Source organism: Paenibacillus phytohabitans (assembly GCF_013141775.1).
In the GTDB taxonomy this organism is placed as follows: domain Bacteria; phylum Bacillota; class Bacilli; order Paenibacillales; family Paenibacillaceae; genus Paenibacillus_AQ; species Paenibacillus_AQ phytohabitans.
The window spans coordinates 67658-92777 of sequence record NZ_WHOB01000027.1 but is presented as its reverse complement, the minus strand read 5'-3'; the positions used below and the strand labels follow the sequence as shown (position 1 = coordinate 92777).

The 25120-nt window shown below is 49.9% G+C and carries 22 protein-coding genes; 12 read left to right on the top strand and 10 right to left on the bottom strand.

What is annotated here, in order from left to right:
* Nucleotides 1-23 precede the first annotated feature (23 nt).
* The 4 genes from GC101_RS10845 to GC101_RS10830 all read left to right on the top strand — a co-directional run bounded on the left by GC101_RS10845 (nt 24) and on the right by GC101_RS10830 (nt 4014).
* On the top strand, nt 24-1892 hold the full coding sequence (locus GC101_RS10845) for a glycoside hydrolase family 20 zincin-like fold domain-containing protein (RefSeq protein ID WP_171717259.1): 1869 nt from the start codon (nt 24-26) through the stop codon (nt 1890-1892).
* A gap of 259 nt (nt 1893-2151) precedes the next feature.
* Nucleotides 2152-2694 carry a hypothetical protein gene (locus tag GC101_RS10840; protein WP_171717258.1) on the top strand — a complete coding sequence of 181 codons (543 nt, stop codon included), beginning with the start codon at nt 2152-2154 and terminating at the stop codon, nt 2692-2694.
* A gap of 546 nt (nt 2695-3240) precedes the next feature.
* Nucleotides 3241-3723 (top strand): fibronectin type III domain-containing protein, encoded by a 483-nt coding sequence (locus GC101_RS10835; protein WP_171717257.1) that lies wholly within the window; start codon nt 3241-3243, stop codon nt 3721-3723.
* A 27-nt stretch (nt 3724-3750) separates the two neighbouring features.
* On the top strand, nt 3751-4014 hold the full coding sequence (locus GC101_RS10830; RefSeq protein WP_425497141.1) for a hypothetical protein: 264 nt from the start codon (nt 3751-3753) through the stop codon (nt 4012-4014).
* A gap of 54 nt (nt 4015-4068) precedes the next feature.
* On the opposite strand, the gene GC101_RS10825 is transcribed toward GC101_RS10830, so the two are convergent.
* From GC101_RS10825 to GC101_RS10815, 3 genes are all read right to left on the bottom strand, one after another.
* Complete coding sequence (locus GC101_RS10825) at nt 4069-4419, bottom strand: hypothetical protein (protein ID WP_171717256.1); 351 nt, start codon at nt 4417-4419, stop codon at nt 4069-4071.
* Nucleotides 4420-4651: 232 nt separating this feature from the next.
* On the bottom strand, nt 4652-5323 hold the full coding sequence (locus GC101_RS10820) for an SOS response-associated peptidase (RefSeq protein ID WP_171717255.1): 672 nt from the start codon (nt 5321-5323) through the stop codon (nt 4652-4654).
* Between the two features lie 102 nt (nt 5324-5425).
* A complete protein-coding gene (locus tag GC101_RS10815; RefSeq protein ID WP_171717365.1) occupies nt 5426-6067 on the bottom strand; it encodes a pectate lyase in 642 nt (213 codons plus the stop codon).
* Between the two features lie 265 nt (nt 6068-6332).
* Between GC101_RS10815 and GC101_RS10810 the strand changes: the two genes are divergently transcribed.
* On the top strand, nt 6333-7016 hold the full coding sequence (locus tag GC101_RS10810) for a GDSL-type esterase/lipase family protein (protein ID WP_216626550.1): 684 nt from the start codon (nt 6333-6335) through the stop codon (nt 7014-7016).
* A gap of 69 nt (nt 7017-7085) precedes the next feature.
* On the opposite strand, the gene GC101_RS10805 is transcribed toward GC101_RS10810, so the two are convergent.
* The 3 genes from GC101_RS10805 to GC101_RS10795 all read right to left on the bottom strand — a co-directional run bounded on the left by GC101_RS10805 (nt 7086) and on the right by GC101_RS10795 (nt 10373).
* On the bottom strand, nt 7086-8285 hold the full coding sequence (locus GC101_RS10805) for an MFS transporter (protein ID WP_171717363.1): 1200 nt from the start codon (nt 8283-8285) through the stop codon (nt 7086-7088).
* A 94-nt stretch (nt 8286-8379) separates the two neighbouring features.
* Nucleotides 8380-9411: an ROK family protein gene (locus tag GC101_RS10800; protein WP_171717254.1), complete on the bottom strand. Its 1032-nt coding sequence runs from the start codon at nt 9409-9411 to the stop codon at nt 8380-8382.
* 128 nt (nt 9412-9539) lie between these two features.
* Entirely contained in the window at nt 9540-10373 is an 834-nt protein-coding gene (locus GC101_RS10795) for a helix-turn-helix transcriptional regulator (RefSeq protein WP_171717253.1), read from the bottom strand.
* A gap of 175 nt (nt 10374-10548) precedes the next feature.
* Here GC101_RS10795 and GC101_RS10790 point away from each other — a divergent pair, with 175 nt between their 5' ends.
* From GC101_RS10790 to treR, 5 genes are all read left to right on the top strand, one after another.
* Nucleotides 10549-11208, top strand: coding sequence for a ThuA domain-containing protein (locus GC101_RS10790; protein ID WP_171717252.1), 660 nt, complete (start codon nt 10549-10551; stop codon nt 11206-11208).
* 23 nt (nt 11209-11231) lie between these two features.
* Nucleotides 11232-12335 carry a Gfo/Idh/MocA family oxidoreductase gene (locus GC101_RS10785; protein WP_171717251.1) on the top strand — a complete coding sequence of 368 codons (1104 nt, stop codon included), beginning with the start codon at nt 11232-11234 and terminating at the stop codon, nt 12333-12335.
* 876 nt (nt 12336-13211) lie between these two features.
* Nucleotides 13212-14939 carry an alpha,alpha-phosphotrehalase gene (gene treC, locus GC101_RS10780; protein ID WP_171717250.1) on the top strand — a complete coding sequence of 576 codons (1728 nt, stop codon included), beginning with the start codon at nt 13212-13214 and terminating at the stop codon, nt 14937-14939.
* Nucleotides 14940-14950: 11 nt separating this feature from the next.
* Entirely contained in the window at nt 14951-16945 is a 1995-nt protein-coding gene (gene treP / locus GC101_RS10775) for a PTS system trehalose-specific EIIBC component (RefSeq protein WP_171717249.1), read from the top strand.
* Between the two features lie 72 nt (nt 16946-17017).
* On the top strand, nt 17018-17737 hold the full coding sequence (gene treR / locus GC101_RS10770) for a trehalose operon repressor (RefSeq protein ID WP_171717248.1): 720 nt from the start codon (nt 17018-17020) through the stop codon (nt 17735-17737).
* 2 nt (nt 17738-17739) lie between these two features.
* Here the strand turns inward: treR and GC101_RS10765 are convergent, their stop codons facing one another.
* The 4 genes from GC101_RS10765 to GC101_RS10750 all read right to left on the bottom strand — a co-directional run bounded on the left by GC101_RS10765 (nt 17740) and on the right by GC101_RS10750 (nt 21617).
* Nucleotides 17740-18807: a sensor histidine kinase gene (locus GC101_RS10765; RefSeq protein WP_171717247.1), complete on the bottom strand. Its 1068-nt coding sequence runs from the start codon at nt 18805-18807 to the stop codon at nt 17740-17742.
* Entirely contained in the window at nt 18808-19506 is a 699-nt protein-coding gene (locus GC101_RS10760; RefSeq protein ID WP_171717246.1) for a response regulator transcription factor, read from the bottom strand.
* Between the two features lie 439 nt (nt 19507-19945).
* Nucleotides 19946-20701 (bottom strand): ABC transporter permease, encoded by a 756-nt coding sequence (locus GC101_RS10755; protein WP_171717245.1) that lies wholly within the window; start codon nt 20699-20701, stop codon nt 19946-19948.
* A complete protein-coding gene (locus GC101_RS10750; RefSeq protein WP_171717244.1) occupies nt 20679-21617 on the bottom strand; it encodes an ATP-binding cassette domain-containing protein in 939 nt (312 codons plus the stop codon). Before GC101_RS10750 ends, GC101_RS10755 begins: the two co-directional genes overlap by 23 nt.
* Nucleotides 21618-21948: 331 nt before the next feature.
* Here GC101_RS10750 and GC101_RS10745 point away from each other — a divergent pair, with 331 nt between their 5' ends.
* Both GC101_RS10745 and GC101_RS10740 read left to right on the top strand, forming a co-directional pair.
* Nucleotides 21949-23469 carry a glycoside hydrolase family 43 protein gene (locus GC101_RS10745; protein WP_171717243.1) on the top strand — a complete coding sequence of 507 codons (1521 nt, stop codon included), beginning with the start codon at nt 21949-21951 and terminating at the stop codon, nt 23467-23469.
* The gene (locus GC101_RS10740; protein ID WP_171717242.1) at nt 23466-24467 is read left to right on the top strand and encodes a glycoside hydrolase family 43 protein; all 1002 of its coding nucleotides are present in this window, start codon (nt 23466-23468) and stop codon (nt 24465-24467) included. Before GC101_RS10745 ends, GC101_RS10740 begins: the two co-directional genes overlap by 4 nt.
* Nucleotides 24468-25120: the final 653 nt, after the last annotated feature.

Here is a 25120-nt window from a genome sequence, read left to right as displayed (position 1 = left end):
GCTGCAAGATAAGGAGGGGAGCCATGTATAATTTACTGCCAGAACCGCACCAGTTGAAGCTTGAGGACGGAAGCACTTTTCAGATCAAAGACGGAGTATGGCTGAGTCTGATGATGGAGCAGGAGGAGCCAAGGCTGGAGCGGCATTGCCGCCGTGCTTTTCCCGGGGCGAAGCTGGCCTGCTCCACAGAGGGCAGCGGCTATACTCTGCTGCTGCACAGCGCGGCGGGAACGTCTGCTGGTGAGCGTCTGCAGAAAGGTGCGTTAAGAGGGGGCGGCGGTGAGAACGGCGTGGCGGGAGCTGGGCTAGTTGGAGTGCCGGAAGCGGAGCTTTCCCTGCTGGAAGGCCGGAAGGAGAGTTACCTGCTGGAGGTGTCTGAGCATCGCGTCCACATCCGGGCAACGGATGCCACCGGGCTGTATTACGGGCTCCAGACCTTGCTGCAGCTGCGGAATCCGCAGGGGGAGATCGCCGCAGTCACCATTATGGACTGGCCGGATACCCGTTTGCGTGCGATGAACTATGACCTCCGCCAGACCTTCTCGAAGCCGGAGCTGCTGATCCGTTATTTGGCTGATTTCTCCAGCTACAAGATCAATGCGGTCCTGATCGAATACGAAGACAAGTTTCCGTTCCGGAAGTATCCGGAGCTGACGCACCCGCAGCATGCGCTGAATCCGGTGCAGCTGGAGGCGCTGCACGACGCTGCGAAGGAGCATTTTATCGAGATTATTCCGCTTCAGCAGAGCTTCGGGCATCTGGAATATGTGCTTCGGCACGACCGTTGGCGGCATCTCCGGGAGACCGAGTCTTCCACCGGAGAAATCTGCCCTTCCCGTCCGGAATCCTATCAGCTCATTACGGATTTGCTGGAGGAGATGATTGAGGCTCATCCGGACTCCCCTTATATTCATCTAGGCTGCGATGAAGTGTATAGCTTGTGTGAGTGTGCGCAATGCCGGGAAGCCTTCGGCGGAATCCGGGAGCGGGCGTTCATCGCCTTTCTGAACCGGCTGATTGAATTCACTTCAAGCCGGGGCAGAACGCCGGTATTCTGGCATGACATGCTGGATAAATGCCCGCCTGAGGAACTGGCGAAGCTGGACCCGCGCAGTGTAGCGATGATCTGGATCTATAACGGCCGCAACATTGAAGCGGAGGTCTCAGGGCTTGCGGACAAATTCCGAGCTCTCGGCATTGAAGTGTTGGGTGCACCGGCGGTCCGCAGCTTCGACTCGGCAGAGCATCAGAATTATCCCGTGCTGGATAACCGGACGGATAATCTGCGGCAGTGGGCTGAAGCAGCAGGTCGTCTCCACCTTGATTGCGTGGTGGCTACGAACTGGACCGGCCCGTTCAGTCTGGGAGTCCCTTACGGAATCTTTGAAACGACCTGGTACCCCATGCTGCTTCATGCTGAGCTGGCCTGGAACCGGAAGGCGGATACGGAGACTTTTATCGACCGCTTCCTGGAGCGGTTCCACGGCATTCCTGCCGGGAAGGCGCGTGAGCTTCAGGGAAAGTACAGGCTGGAGGATTATTATAATCTGATCTGGAAGCTGGTTGATGAAGTCCGGCTCAACAAAGATGTTGCCGGACTGATTGCGGTGATGCATGATTTTGAAGATGCTACAGACCGTTCGCGGGCTATCCATAAATACGTCTACCGCTGGGAGATGTATCCGGGGGATGAGGCGGAATGGCAGTCCCTGCTGAACAGTTATCAGCATAACCGCCGTGGTCGAGAGGCGGTCCGCCCGCGCATGACAGCAGCGTTGGAACAGTATCAGTCTCCCGATATGGCCGCTCATTTTGTAAGCTCGCGTTTCTTCCTGCATGATTATCTGGAGCGGACCTTATACCATGAGATGGGGCTTCATTTGGATCATTGAGCAACCAGTTGATAGAACTCTTCAAGCAGAGTCAACAGGACAAGTCTCCTAGTTAACAGCGGGGGCTTGTTTTTTTTGCATGGAATGATGACTTTAGAAGGTGGAGGAGGCTCAGCTGAATGAACTCAAAGGTCACCCATTTGATATGACATTTAGTTTCAGCACCACGGATCTGCGGTATCCCTTCATCGGGTCGGATGGGCTTTTTTCGTATTTCTCTCTATGGTAAACTTTAGGTAAATTATCTAGGGGGCTGGACATGAGAAAGAGTATACTGGCATTATTATTTCTGTTCTGTTTGACTGCTTGTGGATCTTCAAATGGAGGACTCACCACGAAAGACTTAGCCATAAAAAAGGTGGATGATGATAAAGCAGTTGTTCAATATGGAATGAGTCGTGTGGATGCGGAAAAACTGCTTGGTGAAGGCGAAGATATAAAAATCGGCAATTCATTCGCTTACAGCTCCGGAGTAAGGATTATGTACCGTGAGGATAAAGTGGCGGGTATTAATTTGACTGAAGAATCGGAGGATATGTATGAGACGGTCGGCGGTTTGAAAATCGGAATGTCCAAAGAGGATGTTAAAAAAATTTATGGGGATCAATATCTGGCGGATCTTGAGAAAAATTTGGATTATGCTTACGATTCAGACAGCAAACAGTTTGTAAAAGAATCTGAGTGGGCTAAAAATATTGAAGATAACACAAAAATTCATCTCATTTCAGTTATGTTTGATGGTAACGGAAATGTACGTAGTATTCTGTTAACAGATAAGCAAATGGCCATGACGTATAGATGAATTGATGATGGTGTGTTCCCCTGCTGGCATTCAGCGGGGGATTCACTTGCGAATATATATAATATTCCAAGTGATTTATGGTTCTGGATGGTACCGAGGAGATCCGTACTCTATTCGCCAACTCATGGATTATGGCGGAGTAGTAAGGGGATACACGTCGCATTTATAATAGCCGCTGCCCGTTTTGTTCGGCAATTTGAATTTAGAGCATACATAAAGTAGCCCATCGACCTAAGCGGGGCGGAGGGCTTTTTTTCATAAATTACATCCACATATTTCCTCAATAACCCTTAAGTGTCATTAATTGTTTTGGTGTCGTTTTTTTCCTTTCAGTCAAGTACATACGCAGCATCGGTTGGACAAACGTCACCGAGTCCTGATACTTCATGGCAGCGGATCGAAGATACAAATTCTGCGTTCGTCTATGAAGGTCCTTCATGGGGAACCTATACTAACAATCCTTTATCATCTGGTTTAACACAAAAGTATACTCTGAGTCCTGCTTTACACACAGTTAAGTTTAGTTTTGTGGGAAAAAACATTCGAATGATCGGTTATAGAGGACTTGATAGACAATCATCTATCAACATTAAAATTGATGATGTTCAATATAGCTATTCAGCAAACGGATCAGCACAAGCGGTTACACTTCTTTTTGAAAAAATGGGTTTAGAAAATAAATTGCATTCAGTAGAGGTAAGTGTAGTGAATTCTGGTACCTATTCGATTTTTGATTTTGATGCCGTTGATATCGATAAGGATGGATATGTAATTGTTTCAACGATAGTTGCACCTAAAGATTTAAAAGCAGTAGGTAGTGAATCTAATGTAAATCTAAGTTGGATGGCGAGCTCTAATGCTACCAGTTATAATGTTAAACGAAGCATAACTGCCGGAGGACCGTATGAAACAATAGCCACTAATGTAACTGGCACAGTTTATACTGACACTTCTGTAATTAGTAATACTACTTATTATTATGTGGTTACGGCATTAAACGCAAATGGACAAAGTACATACTCAAATTAAGCATCTGCAAAACCTCAAGGTGTATTAGTGCCTGATCCAGAACCATCTGGTGATCGTGCCATTCTAACTGTCACGCTAACGAATAGGCTTGAGAAAGAATTTGATCTCTCTATCGAAGAAGTGAATGCTTTCTTGGATTGGTATGATGCCCGTGATGCCGGAGCAGGACCGGCGAAATTTGCAATTGATAAACACAACAATAACAAAGGTCCGTTCAGTAGCCGTAAAGAATATGTGATCTTCGATAAGATACTCACCTTCAGTATTGACGAATATTCTGCTAAAGAATAATTTGATAATTAAAAACAAACCCGCCGGGCTTATACCTGACGGGTTTGTTTTTAATTATTCAACTATGAAGGTATAGTACATTTCAACATCGTTAGGAAGATTACAGGTTACAACAGCGACGCCGGGTTGCACACCTACCCATTCATATACACCGTCCTGAATAACATAACCAAGACTGCCAGTATAGTTAAAAAGGACATTGAAATTCCATCCGGAAACCATGATCCTTTCCCCAACTTTTAACCTTATTACTGCTTCTCCATGAATTGACTGAGGGGATACTTGAGAAATACTTGGAGCAAAGGTAGTATTTACTGGAGTTGATGCAACTGCGGCAAAACTTGTCGATCCCAAGGTGAAACATGCAGAAATAGTGAAAAGTCCTACAAGTGATTTCTTTTTCATTATTAGACAATCCTCCCGAATTATAATTATATTACATGGATAATGTTAATATTAATGGTTATAAATGTATATGAGTATTAAGAATGAGTTTATATGAGAGGATATGTAGATAAATAGATATATTAGTCGAAAGTGGTTGAAAAGGATACTTATGGAATGTATTAATTAGGACTATTATTAAATTCTAAACGTAGACAAACCCGTCAGGTATGTGATCTGACGGGTTCGTTTGTCATCCTATATCCTCAAGCAACTCCTTAGAATTATTACGTACATTCCCCACAGCCGAAGGGACTTTATAAGCCCGCATTTTCGCTGCATCGTAAGGCTTCAGCAGTTTTAATAAGGACTCGACATCGTCATTGTCTCTCCCCAGCCAGTCGGCCTCATCTTCAGGACGCAAGATCACCGGCATGCGGTCATGAATATCCTCCATCAGACTGTTCGGAGTAGTGGTGATGATGGTGCAGGTACTCAGTTTCTTTCCCTCCGGATCTTCCCAAGTGTCATACAATCCGGCGAAGGAGAAGAGGCTGCCATCACTCATGAGGATCCGGTAGGGCTGCTTGCTGGTCCCGTCCTTTTTCCACTCATAAAATCCATCAGCCGGAATGATACAGCGCTTGGTTTTAAGCAGTCGTTTAAAGGCGGGCTTTTCGGCTACTGTCTCCGCGCGTGCATTGATCATCTTACTGCCGATCTTCTCATCCTTGGCCCAAAACGGCACCAGTCCCCAACGCAGTTCCCCCAAGCGTTTCCCCGCGTCACTGGCAATTACCGCCGGAACATTATGCATGGGAGCTACATTATAATTGGGTTTCAGTGTAGCTAATTTGCTGTCATCGATTAAGTAGTGCGTAATTAGTTCTTCCAGGGTGACCGTAATGGTAAAGCGTCCACACATATAATCAACCTCCTCATCCAATTATAGCGCTTGGCTTCTATGGATAGAGGACGTAAGTGTTGGATTGATTATCCGGTTGTAGCTATGCCAGCTTACTTCACCTTAATATTGCGTGTTGCCCGACTGGCTGGTTTTACCTGAGGCAAAGCCCTTAAACAGGGTGGGTACATTGTGATAGCGGGTGTTGGTGATTTTTGCGGCGCTGCTGCTGCTGTCTGTACGGAAGATGGAATCTTTGACATTCGAGATGTCAGAGCTGTCCAGTGTGAAGTTCACGGCGTAGGAGGTTCCGCCGTTCTGGCGGGCCAGCTTGCCGATGTCGTCGGCTCTGAAGTTCTTAATGTTGATTGTGCCCGAAGCGTTTGCCTGGAACACTTTATCGTAAGCTTTATATGCACCTCCACCAGTAATATTGACTGTACCGGAGGCTTTCAGCGTCAATGCATCCTCGCCCACATCCTGCCAGGTTACATTAGAGATTGTAGCGTTTCCATAACAGTGCACCCCGTCTGCGCCGGGAGCACCGATAATTACATTTTTGAGTGTAGCATTCTTCTCCAGCCGGAAGATTGGCTTCTGGTTCTCTGCCTGGCTGCCATCTCCAAGTGTACTCGCATTGGCGACATAAGTCTGGCCATTGCCGTTAAAGGTCTCTCCTGCTGGAACAACAATCGTTGTACTGACAACAATTGGCGTTGCAGCGGATACCTTGGCCGGACTGGCAACATAGAACGAAGACAACATGACAACCGACAGGAGTAAGCCCACAACCTTTTTCAATAATATTCCGCCCTTCAACTGTAGAGTATAGATCCGGCGAACCGGTATCTTGCAGGTGTCCTGACCAGATGTGCACCTCTGCCCGCACCCGATATATAGGATATTCGGAACACGTGTGCATAGAACAAATTAGTTCTTCTGAGATCAATTACCATATTTCCGACACAATTTGGAGGGAGCTGCAAGCTCAGTTATAGTGTATAACAATAGTAGAATGGAGGAGATTACATTGAGGCAGGAAGAACTTATCCACGAGATTATGAACAATAATATGACAAGAGAGAAAGAAGAGAAAGTAAGAAAGTATAAGATTCTGAATACATATGCCAAGAAAGGACAGACCGTAATGGCCGGCTCCTCACTGATGGAGTATTTTCCGGTTAATGAATTACAGCAGACGCTGGAGAAGCAGACGAATATTTACAACCGCGGAATTGCGGGCTATGTAACCAGTGAGCTGTTAAATTCCCTGGAGGAATGTATTGTTGAGTTGGAGCCTTCTAAGCTGTTCATTAATATTGGCACCAATGACATCAGCTCAGCAGACGGCGAATATCAAGTCGGGAATCTGCTTGCGAATTATAATGAGATTCTCACGCAGATCGGAGCTAGGCTGCCGGAATGCAAGGTGTATGTCATGGCGTACTATCCGGTGAATGCTAAGGCTGATTTCAGCGGAGTGGATCAAGAGATGAAGGCGGGAATGTTCAGCACCAGAACAAATGCCGCGTTACGCGAAGCCAATGCCGAAGTGGAGAAGCTAGCAGCGCAGCATGGGTATGCGTTCATTAATGTGAATGAAGGGTTGACGGATGAGGAAGGGAATCTGAACGAAGAGTACACGATGGACGGGATTCATATGTATGCGAATGGTTACGCGGTGGTCCTTAATAATCTAAAAGAATATCTATAAGCGCCTGACACAATGTAAAGCAGCGGTCCTCCGGAGCAGGAGAGCCGCTGTTCAGTTATACCACTGCCCTCAGATCAGTTCCCCTCTCCGCTTCAAATACACATACAGCACAATTCCCGACACGGAGCAGACCGCAGCACATAACCCGATGAAGCCATAGCCCGCCTGCAGGCCGCGCAGCAGACCAAGCTCGCTTGAACGGCCATAGACCGTCTTAACGATTTCAATCACCCAGCCGATAATATAGTTCCCGATAACACTGCCGAGACCCATCAGCGTGACTACAAAAGTAATCGCAGTATCACTCCCGTTAGGATAGCGGCGGGCAATAAAGGCCATGACGGTAGGGTAGATGATCGCGATCCCTGCCCCGGACAAGGCGAACAGGAAAGCCAGGCTTTCCCCGCCGGCCAGCGCTACAAAGGTACAACCTGCCGAGAGCATTGAGAAAATAATCAGCGAGAGCACGAAGCCGATCCGGTCTGTCAGCGGTCCGATAACGAGTCTTCCCAGCGAGAACAGGAGGAAGAAGGCGGACAGCATGCCGGAGGCCTTGACGGTATCCCAGGCGTAAGCTTTTTCCAGAAAATTAACCAGCCAGCCGCCAACGGCGAGCTCGGAGACAACCCCGAAGGACAGGATCATCACCATCATCCAGAGCGCAGGATCGCGCATCAAGGTCTTGAAGGAAGTGCGGTCCTCATGCGGCAGATCATCCCCGGGAAAAGTACTGCGCAGCGCCGACACAATCGGCAGCAGGCAGAGCGACAGCATCACCAGATACATTCCGCGCCAGTCCAGCATATGTCCAAACACACTCAGCGACATAACCCCGGTGGCCAGCAGCGGCGCTACAGTCGAACTCAGTCCATAGAAGAAGTGGGATAAATTCATCATCATCCCCGTGTTTTTTACAAAAATACGTGCTCCCAGAATCGCCAGGCCAATCTCCAGCATCCCGTTGCCGATGTACATCAGGAAGTAGGAGGAAGCGAATAGAGGGTAGGTATGCGACAGGAAAATCAGTACTCCGGAGAGAACCATTGAACCGAATGAAATAATGCTGACCGCCTTGATGCCCCATTTGCGGACGAGAATAGCAGTGAACGAGCAGGCGATCAGGTAGCCCAGCGCATTCAGCGAGAGCAGTGTACCCAACTGTCCTTCATCCAGATTGAAAGCGAGCTGAATCCGCGGGATTGCGGGTCCTTTAATATTTTCTGAGATTCCGAAGACGACAAAGCCCAGAAAAATGGTTACGAGCTGCATAATATAGATAGTGTTACGTTTGCCAGCAGAATTGCGTGCTTGAGCCTTCAAAGTGATGCCTCCTGAATGATGATAAAATAATATAATATTTGGCTTACTTCCGTTCCACCAGCTGGAACCGGTAGGTCAGGCTTTCCATGGTTGTTGTAATCAGTCCTGCCATGTATTCCCGGCGGGTATCATTCTGGATGATCAGCTCAGGCATATGCTCGGGCGGAATAATCTCCTGGCACCCGCTGCGCAGATCCTCCAGCATCTCAGGCGATATATTGTCACCGGTGACGACGATCGTAGCAGGGTTAATAATGCTGATAATGGATACCAGTGCATGTATAGCCAGCTTGCCGGAATCTCCGCCCTTCTGCAGAAGCTGCAGCTGCTGCTCCCTCGGAATGCCATAAGGCAGGTAAGACACTTCTCCGCTGAAAAAGCTGTTCCCGTTAAGCAATCGTCCATTCACCATAAAGCCGGCCCCCGGGAAATGGTTCTTGGGAAAGGTCAGCACGGCAAAATGGCTCTCCGCATCCGGAAACAGCCGCTGATACAAGCCGTAAACCGTCAGATTCATATCGTTCTCGATAATAATCTCAACCTCTTCATAGCGCTCCTTCAGCAGAAGGCCAAGGGGCTGATCTGCGAGCGCCGGAACATCACAGATCCCAATCCGGTCCTGCTGGACTACACCGGGAATGCCGATGCCGACCGCCTGAACATTCGGGTGAACCTCAATAATCTGATCCAGCCAGTCCGTTAAGGTGTCTACGGTAATTTGCTCATGCACCTTGTCCGTTTGCTCCATAATCTCACCATTCAGATTCGCCAGCGCATAGCTAATGGATTGAATCCCGCCCTCCGAACGCACGATCATACAGATCATGAGGGAATAATTGGCGTTGAACTGATATTTCCGCGCCGGTCTGCCTCCGCTGGATTCCTCCCACCCAAGCTCCAGAATCTCCCCGGTCTGAACCAGTTCATTGAGAATGGTGCCGCAGGTGGCTACACTCAGCCGGGTCTGTCCGGCGATGGAGGCTTTGGTGCCTGTGCCGGATGTGCGGAGTATATTTTTAACCAGTTCCACGTTTATTTTCTTCACCAGCTGTGTGTTATGAGACGGATTTACCATAGCGCAACCTTCCTCCCGGATGATTATAATCCTATTATTAAAAGAGTTGTAATAAGTGTATTGTAGTGACTTCCCGGCAAATAAGCAAGCGATGATTAGCAGAACCGCACCGCAGCATTAACACATGATCAACGCAGTTCACTCGGTGTCCGCTGCTTGACCTGTTTAAATACACGGTTGAAGGTACGGATGTTGGAGAAACCGCATTCCAGCGCGATATCGAGTATGCTTGTGTCTGTATTCAGCAGCAGCCGTTCGGCCTGATTGACTCGGATACTATTGAGGTACGAAATGTAACTCATGCCCGAGATGCTTTTGAAGAAGCGGGAGAAATAGAACAGGCTCATGTTGGCGTGATTGGCGGCGTCGGCAAGGGTGATGGGATGCATGTAATTGACGTCAAGGTATTCCAGAACCTCCTGCATGATCTTCATATTCGTAATGCGCCGTTTATCCTTATGAGGATTGACTAATCCCAGCGGCATATGCCGCAGAATCAATGCGCACAGCTCGTGCAAAAGGCCGGTCATCAGCTGCTCATGATGCGGAGGCTTCAGAAGATGCTCCTGCAGCAGCTCCTGCATAATCGCGGACAGACGGCGGTTAATGAGCTCATCCTCCGGTGTGGACGGCCGGTTCTCCCGGAAAGGAGAGGTGAGCCGCAGATTCAGGGGCCAGCCTGCAGGGAAGCCGATCAGCGCCGGGTTAAAGATAACAAGAATAAGCTTCGATGTGTTGTCCTTGCTGTCATAGTAGTGAATATCTCCGCTGCTGCATACGGCCAGATCGCCTGCCTGAAGCACCCGTGTTTCAGAGTTGATCCCCATCCGGATCGAGCCTTCCAGTACATAGATGATCTCCAGATCGTTATGCCAGTGGGCCAGGAAATCTATATTGTGACTCACAAATGCAGTGAAGGGAAAAGCTGTTCCATACGTTCTGTTCTCGTGAAAAGCTCTCATGATATCTCCTGTTCTGATCTTCGCTATTTAAATCTAAACATAGCAAAAAATGACCATCCATACAAGCAAAATGGCGAGCATCCGCCACCGGTTTGGATTACAATTTCTTCAGGGTATAGACGTGCTATTCAATCCAAAACCAAATTTGATTTCAGGATAAAAAGGAGAACTTGATATGGCGAAGAAGGCATTGATTGTAAAAGGCGGATGGGATGGTCATGAACCGAATGAGGTTGCGGCGATTTTTGCCGGTATTCTGGAGGCTGAAGGGTTCGAGGTAGAGGTGTCGGATACGCTGGACAGCTTCAACAACGCTGAGGCGCTTAAGGAATTGAGCCTGATTGTGCCGGTATGGACAATGGGTGAAATTGCGGGTGAACAGGTGGCGGCGGTGCTGGCGGCTGTGGCTTCCGGGGTAGGCATTGCCGGTTGTCACGGCGGGATGTGCGATTCCTTCCGTAACAATACAGAATGGCAATTTTTGACCGGGTCACAGTGGGTGGCGCATCCCTTCAACGACGGGGTGGATTATGATGTGAACATCGTAAGATCCGGCTCCAGCCCGATTGTGGAAGGCATCCCGGATTTCAAGGTGAAGTCCGAGCAGTATTATCTGCATGTAGATCCGGCGGTAGATGTACTGGCTACTACGACTTTTGTGCTGAGCGAAGGCGACCATTCAGCGAACGGTGTGATCACCATGCCGGTTGTTTATACGAAACGCTGGGGCCAGGGCAAGGTATTCTATAATTCGCTTGGACATCATGCGGATGTCTTCGATATTCCGGAAGCCAAGGAACTGATGCGTAAAGGCTTCATCTGGGCAGCAAAATAAACCGAGACAAGGTGGGACTCATTGTGCGTAAAGTGAAGGTAGGCATCGTCGGCTGCGGGAATATCAGCGGCATTTATTTTGAGAATTTGACCGGAACCTTTGTGAATACGGAGGTCTACGCCTGTGCCGATCTGGACCCTGAGCGGGCCGCGCAGGCAGCGGAGAAATATGGAGTTCCTCATGTATGGACGACAGAGGAATTGCTGGCTTCGGAAGAAATAGAGATTGTCGTGAATCTGACAACGCCTAACTTCCACTTCGATGTGTGTAAGCAGGCTCTGCTGGCCGGCAAGCATGTGTACGTGGAGAAGCCGCTGTCACTGACGCTAGAGAATGGAACCGAGCTTGTTAAGCTGGCAAAAGAAAAGAATCTGTTCGTCGGCTGCGCGCCGGACACCTTCCTCGGAGGCGGCCTGCAAACCTGCGCCAAGCTGATTGCGGACGGCTATATCGGAGAGCCGGTTGCCGCAACCGCCTTTATGCTCTGCCATGGTCACGAGAGCTGGCATCCGGACCCTGAGTTCTACTATCAGGCGGGCGGCGGCCCGATGTTTGATATGGGGCCGTATTATCTTACGGCGCTGGTATCCTTGCTCGGCCCGGCAAAGACGGTATGCGGGATCACCAAAACCTCATTCGCCACGCGGACGATCACCAGTGAGAAGAAGTTCGGCAAGGTGGTTGATGTCGAAGTCCCTACACATGTGGCCGGAACCATCGAGTTCGCGAGCGGTGCCGTGGCTACGATGATTACGAGCTTCGATGTCTGGCACAGCACGCTGCCGCGGATCGAAATCTACGGCTCGCTCGGCACACTGATCGTACCCGACCCGAATACCTTCGGCGGTCCGGTCCTGCTGCGCCCGGCGCACAGCACGGAATTCCAGGAGATTCCGCTGATCTACAATTATGCCGGGAACAGCCGCGGCATTGGCGTAGCGGATATGGCCCGCTGCATCGGGACAGGAGACACCCCGCGGGCGAACGGAGAGCTGGCGAATCATGTGCTCGAGATCATGCATGCGTTCCACACCAGCTCGGACACTAAGCGCTATGCGGAGCTGTCCACCAGCTGCGAGCAGCCGAAGCTGCTGCCGCTGGGTTTGGTTAAGGGTTATTTGGAGTAGTTAAGGTAGCTTATATAGTCAAAAAAACGGCGATCTGTCCCCGGGTTATGGGGATGGATCGCCGTTTTCGTGCGTGGCTCAGCTCCCCTGGTTCGTACCTTGTCGCGCCAGCAGACTGACTAACCCGCCCCGTACCTTGTCGCGCCAGTAGTTTGACTAACCTGCTCTGTACCTTGTCGCGCCAGCCGTCTGACTAACCTGCCCTGTACCTTATCGCGCGCGCCTCCAATGCTGACCAATCGAAATAAGTGGAAAAACGACGTTTAATATCTCATCCAATACTAAAAATAGGATAATAAGTGGAAAAAGTACAATTAATTCTGCCGAATATGCCTTTCACTAGAGAAATGGAATAATTAGATGCTCTTTATCCACTTATTGTTTATAGTCTGTTTGATTATTGGAATTTAGATGTACATTTTCCACTTAATTAATATTGGACTAGAGACAAAGTTATCAAAATGAGCCACAACTGCGATACATGTACAATTTCCCGCTGCAGATTGCTCACGCACCCTTGCTTTAACCCAATATTACTGTTACTTATGCATAACGAGAGACTCTCTGGAGTGATGCGGTCAATTCGTGTTAAAGATACTATTCAGTAACTATCACCGCTATTAGTGCTGTTCCCGCCACAATTTCATTATTATCGCAATCACGGCTATTGCCGCTACATTCCCCCTTATACCTTTGCCCCTGTCTTAATATCATTTATCTATACTACGCAAACATCTGTCTTACGCACACCGCACACCGCACACCGCACACCGCTAACGGATTAGCCCTATTGACAACCTGTATATACAGGTTTAAACTGTGTGAAGTGTTTGACCTTGTATATACAAGTTTAATGATTGAAATACAGCAATTCTTTTGGAGGTGCTTAATTTGACCCAGTCCCGGTATTCAGAATGGTGGCGCCGGTCCACAGTGTATCAGGTGTACCCGAAGAGCTTCAAGGACACGACAGGCAATGGAACAGGAGATATAAGAGGCCTTACTGAGAAATTGGATTATTTGCAGGAGCTTGGGATTGATATCGTCTGGCTGCAGCCGGTCTATGTCTCGCCCCAATATGATAACGGTTACGATGTTGCGGATTATCAGAATATTAACCCTGATTTTGGCACGATGGAGGATTTCGATGAGCTGATAGAGGAGCTGCACCGGCGCGGCATGAAGCTGATGACCGATATCGTGGTCAATCATACCTCGACGGAGCATGAATGGTTCAAACAGTCGATTTCAGGCAAGGACAACCCGTACCGTAATTATTATATCTGGAAAGACCCGGCACCAGGCGGCGGCCTGCCGAATAACTGGCAATCGAAGTTCGGGGGGCCTGCCTGGCAGTTCGATGAAGCTTCAGGACAATATTATCTTACCTTGTTCGACAAGACTCAGGCCGATCTGAATTGGGAGAATGCAGAGGTCCGCAGAGCGGTTAGCGATATGATGCTGTTCTGGGCACGCAAGGGTGTGGACGGGTTCCGGATGGATGTCATTAATTTGATCTCCAAAGACCAGCAGTTCCCTAATGATGACGGGAGTGTACCGCCGGGGGATGGACGGAAGTTCTATACAGATGGACCACGGGTTCATGAATACATCAAAGACATGTATGAAGAGGTATTCGGCCCGTTTGAGATGGTGACGGTCGGGGAGATGTCCTCCACTACCCTTGCACATTGTATCCGCTACTCGAACCCTGAAGAGCGGGAGTTCTCCATGACCTTCAATTTCCACCATCTGAAGGTGGATTATCCGGGCGGACGGAAGTGGGAGCTGATGCCCTATGATTTCGAGGCATTGAAACGGCTGTTCAGTGAGTGGCAGACCGGAATGCAGCAGGGCGGAGGCTGGAACGCTTTATTCTTCAACAATCATGATCAGCCGCGGGCGCTCTCCAGATTCACCGATGATGATGTCTACCGCGAAGAAAGTGCGAAACTCCTGGCTACAACGCTGCATGGACTTCAAGGAACACCATATGTCTATCAGGGCGAGGAGATCGGCATGCCGAATCCGAAGTGGAAGAGCATCGAAGAATTCCGCGATATTGAGTCCCTGAACATGTACCGCATTCTGCAGGAACAGGGCAAGAGTCCGGAAGCGGCCCTCAGCATCCTGCAGGAACGTTCGCGCGACAATTCCCGTACGCCGATGCAGTGGGATGACAGTCCGAATGCCGGATTCACCAGCGGTACGCCCTGGCTTAAGGTCGACGAGCGGTACCCGGACATTAATGTGCAAAAAGAACTGGAGCGGCCGGATTCGATCCTCCATCATTACCGCAAGCTGATTGCTCTGCGCAAAGAGCATGCCGTATTTATCGACGGTGTATTCCGCAGATTGGATGAAGGTCATCCCGAGGTGTTCGCTTATGCCCGGACAGGGATAGGGGAGACACTTGTTGTGGTCTCGAACTTCAGCAGTAAGGAGATTAGCTTCCGGTTCGCGGACAAGCATTGGGCAGACTTAAGCCAAGCGGATACGGACAAGCTTTTAACCGGTAATACAGCCGATGAACCTGCATTAACCCAAGAGCTTCAACTGAGTCCTTATGCTTCCTATATGTGGTTAACAACATCTAATACTTAAGGAGTGATGATATGGCTATTGACCGCAAGAATGTAGAGGATATTGTACGGGCGGTTGGGGGCAAGGAGAATATTGAGGTCGCGACACATTGCGTAACCCGGCTAAGATTCTCGCTCTATGACGAGAGCAAGGTGGATTCAGCAGCGCTGGACGCCAATGACCTTGTCAAAGGACAATTTTCCAGCCAAGGCCAGTTCCAGATCGTAATTGGTCCGGGAACCGTTGATAAAGTGTATGACGAAATGATTCAGCTGACCGGCGGTGCCCGTTCTTCCAAGGATGAGGTGAAATCGGCAGCGGCCCGTAAACAGAATCCTCTGCAGCGGGCGATCAAGACGCTGGCCGATATTTTTATTCCGATCCTTCCGGCCATCGTAACTGCAGGTTTGCTGCTCGGGATTAATAATATACTGACTGGACCGGGTATCTTCTTCAGCCAGTCGCTGGTTGATGTCTATCCGCAGTGGAAAGATATAGCGGCGATTATCAATACGATTGCCAGCACAGCCTTCACGTTCTTACCGGCCCTGATCGGCTGGGCGGCAGTGACCCGGTTCGGCGGCAGTCCGCTGCTCGGGATTGTGCTCGGACTTATTCTTGTTCATCCGGATTTATTAAGTGCCTACGGTTATGCCAGTGCTTCTACGGAAGGAACGGTTCCGACCTGGAATTTGTTCGGCTGGCATCTGGAGAAAATCGGTTATCAGGGACAGGTATTGCCGGTGCTGGTCTCGGCCTATATTCTGGCCGGCATTGAGAAGTTCCTGAACAAAAGAGTACATGACTCGATTAAACTGCTGGTTGTTGCGCCAGTGACTCTGCTGATTACAGGTTTCCTGGCGTTCACAATTATTGGACCGGTTACCTTCGGTATCGCCAATGCGATCACTTCCGGACTGGTCTATGTGTTCGATCATTTTGCGATTCTAGGCGGCTTAATCTATGGCGGATTCTATGCGCTGCTGGTCATCACAGGGATGCATCATACCTTCCTGGCGGTTGACGTTCAGCTTATCGGAAGTGAAGGCGGCACGTTCCTCTGGCCGATGCTCGCTCTCTCCAACATTGCACAGGGGGCAGCGGCACTGGCGATGATGTTCGTCATCAAAGAACAGAAGACGAAGGGACTTGCGGTAACGTCTTCGATCTCTGCCTTCCTCGGAGTCACGGAACCGGCGATCTTCGGGGTCAATATCCGCTACCGCTATCCGTTCATCTTCGGAATGATCGGCTCTGCACTGGGCGGGGTTCTGCTCACGATTAATCAGGTCCGCGCCTCTTCCATTGGCGTTGGCGGGGTTCCCGGCTTCTTGTCCATCTTCCCGAACCAGTGGGGCGTATTCTTCGTAGGTATGGCAATTGTGCTGATCGTGCCGTTTACGGCTACTGTGCTGTATGGCCGTGCCGTCGTCAGCCGTGCCGGGAAGAGTTCAGTTGCAGCCGCAGGCGCAACAGCAGCCGGAACAACAACGGTCAGCCCTCCGGCCGTACAAGATGAACTCAGCAGCCGCCAGTCCGTTCAAGGCTCACAGGAGCCGGTGAACATTCTGGAGCTGGCTGCACCGCTCAGCGGCACGGCAGTACCGCTTGCGCAGGTACCCGATCCTGCTTTTGCCGAGGGGCAGATGGGTCAGGGGGTTGCGATTGAACCCTCCGAAGGGAAAGTATATGCACCGTTTGATGCGACAGTCGCCCATGTAATCAAGAGCAAACATGCGCTTATTCTGGAGCATGCCAGCGGCGTGCAGGTACTTATCCACGTAGGGATTAATACGGTGTCGCTCAAGGGCAGCGGGTTCACCCAGCTTAAGAATATTGGCGATAAGGTGAAGGCCGGCGAGCTTCTGCTGGAATTCGATATGGATGCTATCCGTGCAGCCGGTTACCCGGTGATTACCCCAATCATCATTCCTGCGGGGCAGGAGATGGTGGAGAAGATTGAGGAGAAGACGGGACCGGCGACGGCAAAGCAGACCAGTATTTTGACTATTCATCTTAAGGGTTGATCCGGCCCGCCCCCGAATTGAATCCATGCGTCCAGAGCCACGGCGTGATACAATATAGGGCGGTGATCTATAATGAGAGAAAATATATATTTGCAAATCTATAATGAATACAGTAGCCAGATCCATTCCGGCCAGCTGCTGCCGGGGACCAAGCTGCCTTCTGAAAGTGAGCTGGCCGAGGCGTACTGCACTTCGCGGGAAACGGTGCGCAAAGCGCTGAATCTGCTGTTCCGCGAGGGCTATATTCACAAAATCAAAGGCAGAGGCTCGTTTGTGCTGGATATGACCCGGATGGATTTTCCCGTTACCGGCCTGATCTCGTTCAAGGAAATGGCAGGTACTCTCGGTGCTCCCTCACGGACACTGGTAGAGGAAACGGTGATGGAGCCGGCCGGCTCTGCGCTGGCCAGACAGCTGCAGGTTCCGGAGGATACCCCGGTATGGAAGGTGATCCGCGCCAGAGAGATTGAAGAAGAACGGATCATTCTGGACAAGGATTATTTCCGGGCGGATATTGTGCCGTTCTTAAGCGCAGAGATCGCGGCAGGCTCTATCTATGAATATCTGGAAGTGGAGCTGGGGCTGAAAATCAGTTATGCGAAGAAGCTGATATCCGTTGAGCCTGCAACGGAGGAGGATCACCGCCTGCTTGATCTGAAGAAATACACGCATATTGTCGTAGTGCGGAACTATGTGTATCTGGAGAATACGGTGCTGTTCCAATATACCGAATCCAGACACCGGCTGGATAAGTTTCAGTTCGTGGATTTTGCCAGACGGGTGCGGCGGTAATATTATGAAGTAAGCGGCAACGAAAAGAAAAACACATTGCCGGCACCCGGCAAGGTGTGAACTCCGATGTCACCGCCATGTGCTTCAATAATGTATTTGCAGATGGCAAGCCCCAGGCCGGCTCCCCCCCATTGGCTGGAGCGTGATTTATCTCCGCGGTAGAACCGCTCAAAAAGGTGGGGCAAGTGCTCGGGTGCGATTTCTGTACCGTTATCACTCACACTAACCTTCAGCCGCTTCCCGGTATGGGAAGCGGCTATAGTTATATGTGCCTCTTCACCTGCGTATTTGGTGGCATTGCCGACTAAGTTGTTAAATACCTGCGTGAGGCGGACCGCGTCTGCCCGCACCCTTCCAGCCGGAAAGGGACGGACCACAGTTAATCGGGCCCTGGCCTCAGTAAATTCATATTCCAGCGGCCGCACGATGGACTCCAGCATAAGATCGCATTCGATCTCTTCGTAGTTCATTTGCAGCTGCCCCGACTCCAGCTCCGAGAAGCGGAACAGATCCTCAATCAGATCGTTTAGCTTGTCTGTCTTGTCCCGGATGATTGATAAATAACGTTCGAATTTGACCTTATCCTGTGCGACGCCATCCTGCAGACCCTCCACATATCCCCTGATGGAGGAAAGAGGGGTCCGGAGATCATGAGAGATGCTCGCTATAAGTTCATTGCGTGCTTGTTCATAAGCATCCTGGTTCACCTTGGATTCCAGCAGACGGGTTCTCATCAGCTCGAACACGGCGCTGAACCTGCCCATTTCGTCATTGGCCCGGTATGTGATCGGGCAATCCATGTTGCCCTGCACAATCTGTTCAGCCGCAAGCGTAAGCTCCCGGAGAGGCAGTAGAATTTTGCGGGTTATCGTTCGGGTCATCCAAATTGTACAGCAGATCAGCGGGAGCACCAATAGGACCACAGGAATCATTTCATTATAAAATTTATCTGCGGATGAGCTGGTATTGCTCCCGGTGCCGACTGCTACAGAGCAAACGAGAAGTAGCGGAAGCAGGATAATGATAACCATCGAAGTAACCATTTGAAAGCGGAGGCCCGGCTTCTTCATTTACTTCCCCCCGTAAAATTTATAGCCTATACCCCGAACGGTAAGAATGTACCGGGGATTGGCCGGATCTAATTCGATTTTTTCCCGTATTTTTTTGACATGCACTGTTACCGTATTCAGATCCCCGTATTCGTGTATTCCCCAGGCACTCCCGAAGATCTGTTCACGGGTAAACACCTGATTGGGATGGATCGCGAGGAAGCGGAGTACCTCGAATTCCCGCGCTGAGAAATGAACGTTCTCCTTGCGTACCCGGACCTCATAGGCTTTGAGATCAAGCTCCAAGCCGGGATATACGACTGTACTTTGTTGCTTTGAAGGTAAGGTTAACCCGTTGAAACGCCTCAGCTGAGCCTTAACCCTAGCCACAATCTCACCTGGACTAAAGGGCTTCACCACATAATCATCCGCTCCCAGACCTAGCCCCAGGATTTTGTCGGAATCCCGTTTTTTTGCGCTGAGCATAATGATGGGAACATCGGACTCCGTACGTATCCTGCGGCATACCTCCATTCCATCAAGCAGCGGCAGCATAATATCAAGGACTACCAGCTGCGGATGAAACTGTCCGAAAGCCCGGAGCGCTTCTTCACCGTCAGGGCAGATGATCACCTCATACCGCTCTATCTCCAAATAATCCTTGATCAGCTCGGCGATCTCCAGCTCATCTTCGACAATCATAATCCGTTCACTTGCCATAGTAAGGACACACCCGTTTTTTGTAGGATATAGTTCTATATAAGAAGCACTATAGAAATTAACTAAAAGCAAAAGAAGCGGAGGGGAAATTTGGAACTGTAGGAGCGGTAGCGACCGCCTGAAAGCTTTCCGCAGGAAAGCACTCCGGAAGCATAAGCAGTCACCGGATTTCCACCGCGAACAGCAGTAATAATCAAGAAATCTGGAGACAACAGCGGCCGGAAGTCCAAATGTTCACCGCAGTGACGACTCAGCTTTAAGTGGAACTCTTTAGTGCATCTTATATAGTGACCATCATATATGATTTGGATATTTCCGTAAATCAGGACGTTTCAAAACCGATCATGGAGAATAAAATCAATGCTGCGCCAGCAACAATGATCAACAGATAGAGAATACGTTTTTTCATAGTCAGGTCTCCTTGGATTTAATTTATTGATTATTTAATTTCCATGTTCCGGAAGCTCATGATCCCCACCCAGGCAAATACGAGAATGGTTGCAATGGGAATCGAAATTAAGAGAGTAAGCTGATACGTTGTCGGCTGTGGGATGGTGATATCCATCACAAGCTTAAATACGGAATGCTCATAAAATTCTCTGTACACAGCCCATTTGCCGCTCAGCCACTCTGAGAGAGTGTCGAAGAAAAGCATTACCAGCAGCACCGCGCCAATCGTTATGCCGCTTATTGTTGTTGTGACAGCGAACACGGCAACCATGGAGGCAAAGGCTGCTGCATATAGTATCGTGAAGGCAAGTGTACGAAATAAATATAGGGCGGCAGGAATTTCCGGGAGGCTGCCGAAGCCATTCAGCAAACTGCCGGCTATCACACATATGACAGGGACGATTAAAGACAAAATGATGATTCCGATAGAATAGGCCGTCAGCTTGGCAGTATAAATCTGTCTGCGGCTGTACCCCGAAGCAACCGAGATTTTCATAATTCCAAGGCCATGCTCACCTGAGAGAAAGAAGCCTCCCACTACGGCTAACGAGATTTTAAGCACAAGCACATTCACTTGTATACCTTGGCTTAGCCCGGATATCCCGCTGAAAACCTTCTGATCTGAGCCCATATAATGGATAACTCCGGATAAGATGACCGCCACGAAGATAAAAGTGAAACAGAGAATCCGGAACGAGGGCTCTTTGTATAATTTGTACAGCTCAGACCGTAACAGATTTGCCATTTGCCGCCCCTCCAATCAGCTTGGTATAATACCGTTCCAGCTTTTCGCCCTTCGGCATGAACTGCTGGACTTCCAGACCTGCTGCAAACAGCTTAGCCGAGAGCGCACCGGGAGGGCCGAACGGTTCATATAAGCGGATGATACCGTCAGCATCTAGTTCATATTCCGTTGTCTGCCATTCTTCTTGTATAATTCCTATGGCTTTCTCTGGTGAGTCTACCTTGATGTGCAGGTATTGCCTGCACTTGGCCTGAAGCTCGCTTACAGACAACTGCTCCAGCATTCGCCCGTTATGAATAATCCCGTAATCCGTTGCCAGCAAATGCAGCTCACTCAGAATATGGCTGGATATCAGAATACTGATGCCCTTGTCCCTATTTAAATGAAGCAATAATTCTCTTAATTCAACAACCCCCACAGGATCGAGTCCATTGGTGGGTTCGTCAAGAATAAGCAGCTCAGGGTTGCCGAGCAGTGAAACCGCCAGACCCAGCCGCTGCTTCATACCCAAAGAGAAGTTGGCAGCGATTTTGCTGCCGGCCTGCTCCAGTCCTACCAGTGATAAGGTTTGGCGGATCTGCGTTTTGTCGCGGATACCCTTTTGCAGCCGGAATACCTCCAGGTTCTCTGCGGCTGATAGATGAGGGAAAAGGGCGGGTGTCTCAATAGTCGTGCCAATCCTTTTTCTCGCCTGCACAAGCTGTGCGCCTTCCTTATATCCGAATAATTCGATTTGGCCTGAGGTTGGCCTGGAAAGTCCTGCTGCTATCCGCATAAGGGTTGATTTCCCGGCGCCGTTCTGGCCTATGAACCCATAGATGCTGCCCCGGCGTATCGACAGGTCGACACGGTCCAGTGCAGGGTGATGCTTGTAATGCTTGGATAATTGGTGTGCCTGTAGCACATATTCGCTCATGCGTTCTCCCACCTCATTAGATTTCTATGTACTTAAAGTGTCTGCTGTCTTTCTCTCATTCTAGCGGCCCGTTATAAACGTTCACCCCGTCTAATCTGAACAGACCATAAAGATTTCATTAACATTTGATAAACATTCCGCAAAAAATGACCAATCCTTCAAGTAAAATGGCGAGCAGCGGCTCTTTGTTTAAATTACAATTTCAGTAGGATGGTAATTCTCATAATTTTCGGGGTAAGTCCTTTATTCTGCGTATGGGAAAAAATAATATCGGCTTGTAGAATGGTACTGTGGATTGTAAACGCTTGCGCACAATTTCAGGGAGGCTATTATGCACTCAATAAATGTCAGGAACCCCGTGATCTCCGGCTACTATCCAGATCCAAGTGTAGTCCGCGTAAATGATGATTACTATTTGATTAACAGCTCTTTTGAGTATTTTCCCGGCGTCCCTATCTTCCATAGCAAGGATCTGATTCACTGGACGCCGATAGGACATGTATTGACCCGGAAGTCCCAGGTGGACCTGCGGACAAGCGGCAGCTCTGACGGTATATATGCCGCTACGATACGCCATCATGCAGGCCGATTCTATATGATTACTACGGATGTGAGGGGGATCGGTAATTTCTTCGTGACAGCGGACAAGCCGGAAGGTCCCTGGTCAGAGCCGGTCCTGTTGCCTTATGGGGGAATTGATCCGTCCCTGTTCTTCGATGAGGATGGGCGCGCTTACGTGACTGTGCAGAATGGAGCCGGCTATGAATCCCATATTATCCAGTACGAGATTCATCCGGAATCCGGTGAAGTGCTGTCTGAGCCTGTGGAGATCTGGCGGGGGGATGAGGGTCCATGGGTAGAAGGGCCGCATCTGTATAAAATCAAAGGCGTCTACTACCTGATGACGGCATCGGGCGGCACCGCCCGGGATCACCGGGAGATCATTGCCCGCAGCAGCAACCCTTACGGGCCGTTTGAGAATAAGCCTGAACCTATACTGACCCACCGCGGGCTGAAGGAGCATCCGGTTCAATGCCTGGGCCATGCGGATCTGGTAGAGGATACGTCCGGGAAGTGGTGGGCCGTCTTTCTGGGCATGCGTCCGGTGGACGGCAAATACTCTCCGCTGGGCAGAGAGACCTTCCTGGCTCCGGTGACCTGGACGGAAGAAGGCTGGCCGTTGATTGACAACAATGAAGGAACCGTTGTCTCCGCTGAAGATTCCAGTCCGGATGACATTGCTCAGCGCATGGAGCTGAGCGGAGGCTTCGGCCCGGAATGGGCTTTTCTGCGCAGCTATGAGGAGGAACGGTATTCCTGGACAGAGCGCGATGGCAAGCTTGCCGTCCGGGGGAATACCTACACGCTGGATGATGAGGCGCCGGCTGTATTTGCCTGCATCCGCCAGAAGCATCACCGGATGGAGACGGGCGTAAGTCTGGATTTTGATCCCGTGAAGGATGGGGAATATGCCGGACTGGCCGCCCGCCTGAACAACCGGGGGTATATCTTCTGGGGACTCGCCAGCCGGAGTGGCAGACGGGTTATGGAGCTTACCGTCAAAGACGGGGATGAGAAGCAGATATATCATTACCCGGCGGGGAGCTCCGGAGGGGTACGGCTCCGCCTCCGTTCGGACGGAGAGGTCTATACCTGCTCGTATTCTGAGGATGGCATCTCCTGGCATGACGCAGAGCAGAAGGTACATGTATCTGTCCTGTCACCTGAGGTGAACGGCGGATTTACCGGTGTCTGCCTGGGACTTCACGCCTCGGGAGAGGGTGCGGATGCTGCGGCTCCGGGTTATTTTGCAGAATTCTATTACACAAATACAAAAGGAGATGTCTTATGACACATTTGCCGAAACCTAATGAACCGCTCGTTACCCACATCTATACTGCGGACCCGTCCGCCCATGTCTATGAAGGGAAAATCTACATTTATCCTTCCCATGACCTGGATCACGATGGACCGGATAATGATAACGGGGACCAGTATGCGATGGAAGACTATCATATTCTGTCACTGGATAGCTTTGATTCGCCGGTAGTGGATCACGGCCAGGCGCTCCATCTGGATCAGATCCCCTGGGCCTCCAAGCAGCTCTGGGCTCCGGATGCGGCCTATAAGAATAATACCTATTACCTGTTCTTCCCGGCCCGTGACCACGACGGAATATTCCGGATTGGTGTGGCTACCTCTGCTTCACCGGCAGGCCCGTTTGACCCGCAGCCCGATTACATCGCTGGCAGCTATAGTATTGATCCGGCTGTATTGGTGGATGACGATAACCAGGCTTATATCTATTTCGGCGGTCTTTGGGGAGGGCAGCTGGAGAAATGGCAGACTGGCACATTCGTGGCGGATGCGGAAGGGCCTGCTCTGGATGCGCTGGCGATTGGACCGCGCGTGGCTCTGCTGAGCGAGGATATGCTGTCTTTTCAAGAGCAGCCTGCAGAGATTTCGATTGTGGATGAAGAGGGCAACCCGATTCTTGCCGGGGATGAGCAGCGGAGATATTTCGAAGGACCCTGGGTCCACAAGTACAACGGGTATTATTATCTCTCTTACTCGACAGGAACACAGCACACGCTGGTGTATGCCGTCAGCCGGAATCCGCAGGGGCCATTTACCTTCAAGGGAGAAATTCTCTCTCCGGTCATTGGCTGGACCACCCATCATTCGATTGTTCAATTCGAGGACAAGTGGTATCTGTTCTATCACGACAGCTCGTTATCAGGCGGCGTGAACCATAAGCGCAGCGTGAAATATACCGAGCTTAAATATAATGAAGACGGAACAATTCAGAAGATTGATCCATACCCGGCCTCTGCTGAATCAGCGGAGTAATCCGCAGGCTCAGCAGCTTGCAGTACAGCAGCCTGTATGACAGCAGAACAAACGGCAGCTTCCCCGCGGAGGCTGCTTTTTTGCTGTATGTAGACTGAATAATCCGGCAATGTGAACCGCACGTTAGCACGTTAGAGTAAGCTCGGACAAGTTGCCGATTCACGTGATCGAGATAAGGAGGCTCTTCTGAATTCCAACACCGTGTCCGTGCCGGAAGCGCTGAGGCTCTTAAGTTCACATCGTATTCGACGTTAATGTTGTACGTAGTACAACTTCGATACCCGGATATCCGGGTATTTGGCAGGATTGTTGTACGAAATACAGCAATTATTCAGCTAAACCGTCTGGAGGCAGCGAAATGATGCTTTTTGTACAACAATTTTGGATTTTGTCCTGGATCGAGAGGGGAATGTTGTATTTGGTGCAGGATTATATAAAGTAAGATGCTCCTGCTTGCTTCTGCCCGAAGGGAATCTGGACAGTAAAAAGTAAGATGTAGCGTCAAATCAATCAGAGCATGTCTCAGGACTATTGGAGCTGTGCTCTATTTGGTTATGGGCTGTTGCAGACTTTCCTTTAATTTGGCCAGTGTATCTTTAATTTCGCTTCTACTTGGACCGGCAGCTCCTGCTATATATTAAATTTGGATAAAG

Coding starts and splice junctions, on each gene's coding strand:
- GC101_RS10845 (WP_171717259.1), top strand. CDS start 24: ATGTATAATTTACTGCCAGAACCGCACCAGTTGAAGCTTGAGGACGGA.
- GC101_RS10840 (WP_171717258.1), top strand. CDS start 2,152: ATGAGAAAGAGTATACTGGCATTATTATTTCTGTTCTGTTTGACTGCT.
- GC101_RS10835 (WP_171717257.1), top strand. CDS start 3,241: ATGATCGGTTATAGAGGACTTGATAGACAATCATCTATCAACATTAAA.
- GC101_RS10825 (WP_171717256.1), bottom strand. CDS start 4,419: ATGAAAAAGAAATCACTTGTAGGACTTTTCACTATTTCTGCATGTTTC.
- GC101_RS10820 (WP_171717255.1), bottom strand. CDS start 5,323: ATGTGTGGACGCTTTACCATTACGGTCACCCTGGAAGAACTAATTACG.
- GC101_RS10815 (WP_171717365.1), bottom strand. CDS start 6,067: ATGTTGTCTTCGTTCTATGTTGCCAGTCCGGCCAAGGTATCCGCTGCA.
- GC101_RS10805 (WP_171717363.1), bottom strand. CDS start 8,285: ATGCAGCTCGTAACCATTTTTCTGGGCTTTGTCGTCTTCGGAATCTCA.
- GC101_RS10800 (WP_171717254.1), bottom strand. CDS start 9,411: ATGGTAAATCCGTCTCATAACACACAGCTGGTGAAGAAAATAAACGTG.
- GC101_RS10795 (WP_171717253.1), bottom strand. CDS start 10,373: ATGAGAGCTTTTCACGAGAACAGAACGTATGGAACAGCTTTTCCCTTC.
- GC101_RS10790 (WP_171717252.1), top strand. CDS start 10,549: ATGGCGAAGAAGGCATTGATTGTAAAAGGCGGATGGGATGGTCATGAA.
- treP (WP_171717249.1), top strand. CDS start 14,951: ATGGCTATTGACCGCAAGAATGTAGAGGATATTGTACGGGCGGTTGGG.
- treR (WP_171717248.1), top strand. CDS start 17,018: ATGAGAGAAAATATATATTTGCAAATCTATAATGAATACAGTAGCCAG.
- GC101_RS10765 (WP_171717247.1), bottom strand. CDS start 18,807: ATGAAGAAGCCGGGCCTCCGCTTTCAAATGGTTACTTCGATGGTTATC.
- GC101_RS10760 (WP_171717246.1), bottom strand. CDS start 19,506: ATGGCAAGTGAACGGATTATGATTGTCGAAGATGAGCTGGAGATCGCC.
- GC101_RS10755 (WP_171717245.1), bottom strand. CDS start 20,701: ATGGCAAATCTGTTACGGTCTGAGCTGTACAAATTATACAAAGAGCCC.
- GC101_RS10750 (WP_171717244.1), bottom strand. CDS start 21,617: ATGAGCGAATATGTGCTACAGGCACACCAATTATCCAAGCATTACAAG.
- GC101_RS10745 (WP_171717243.1), top strand. CDS start 21,949: ATGCACTCAATAAATGTCAGGAACCCCGTGATCTCCGGCTACTATCCA.
- GC101_RS10740 (WP_171717242.1), top strand. CDS start 23,466: ATGACACATTTGCCGAAACCTAATGAACCGCTCGTTACCCACATCTAT.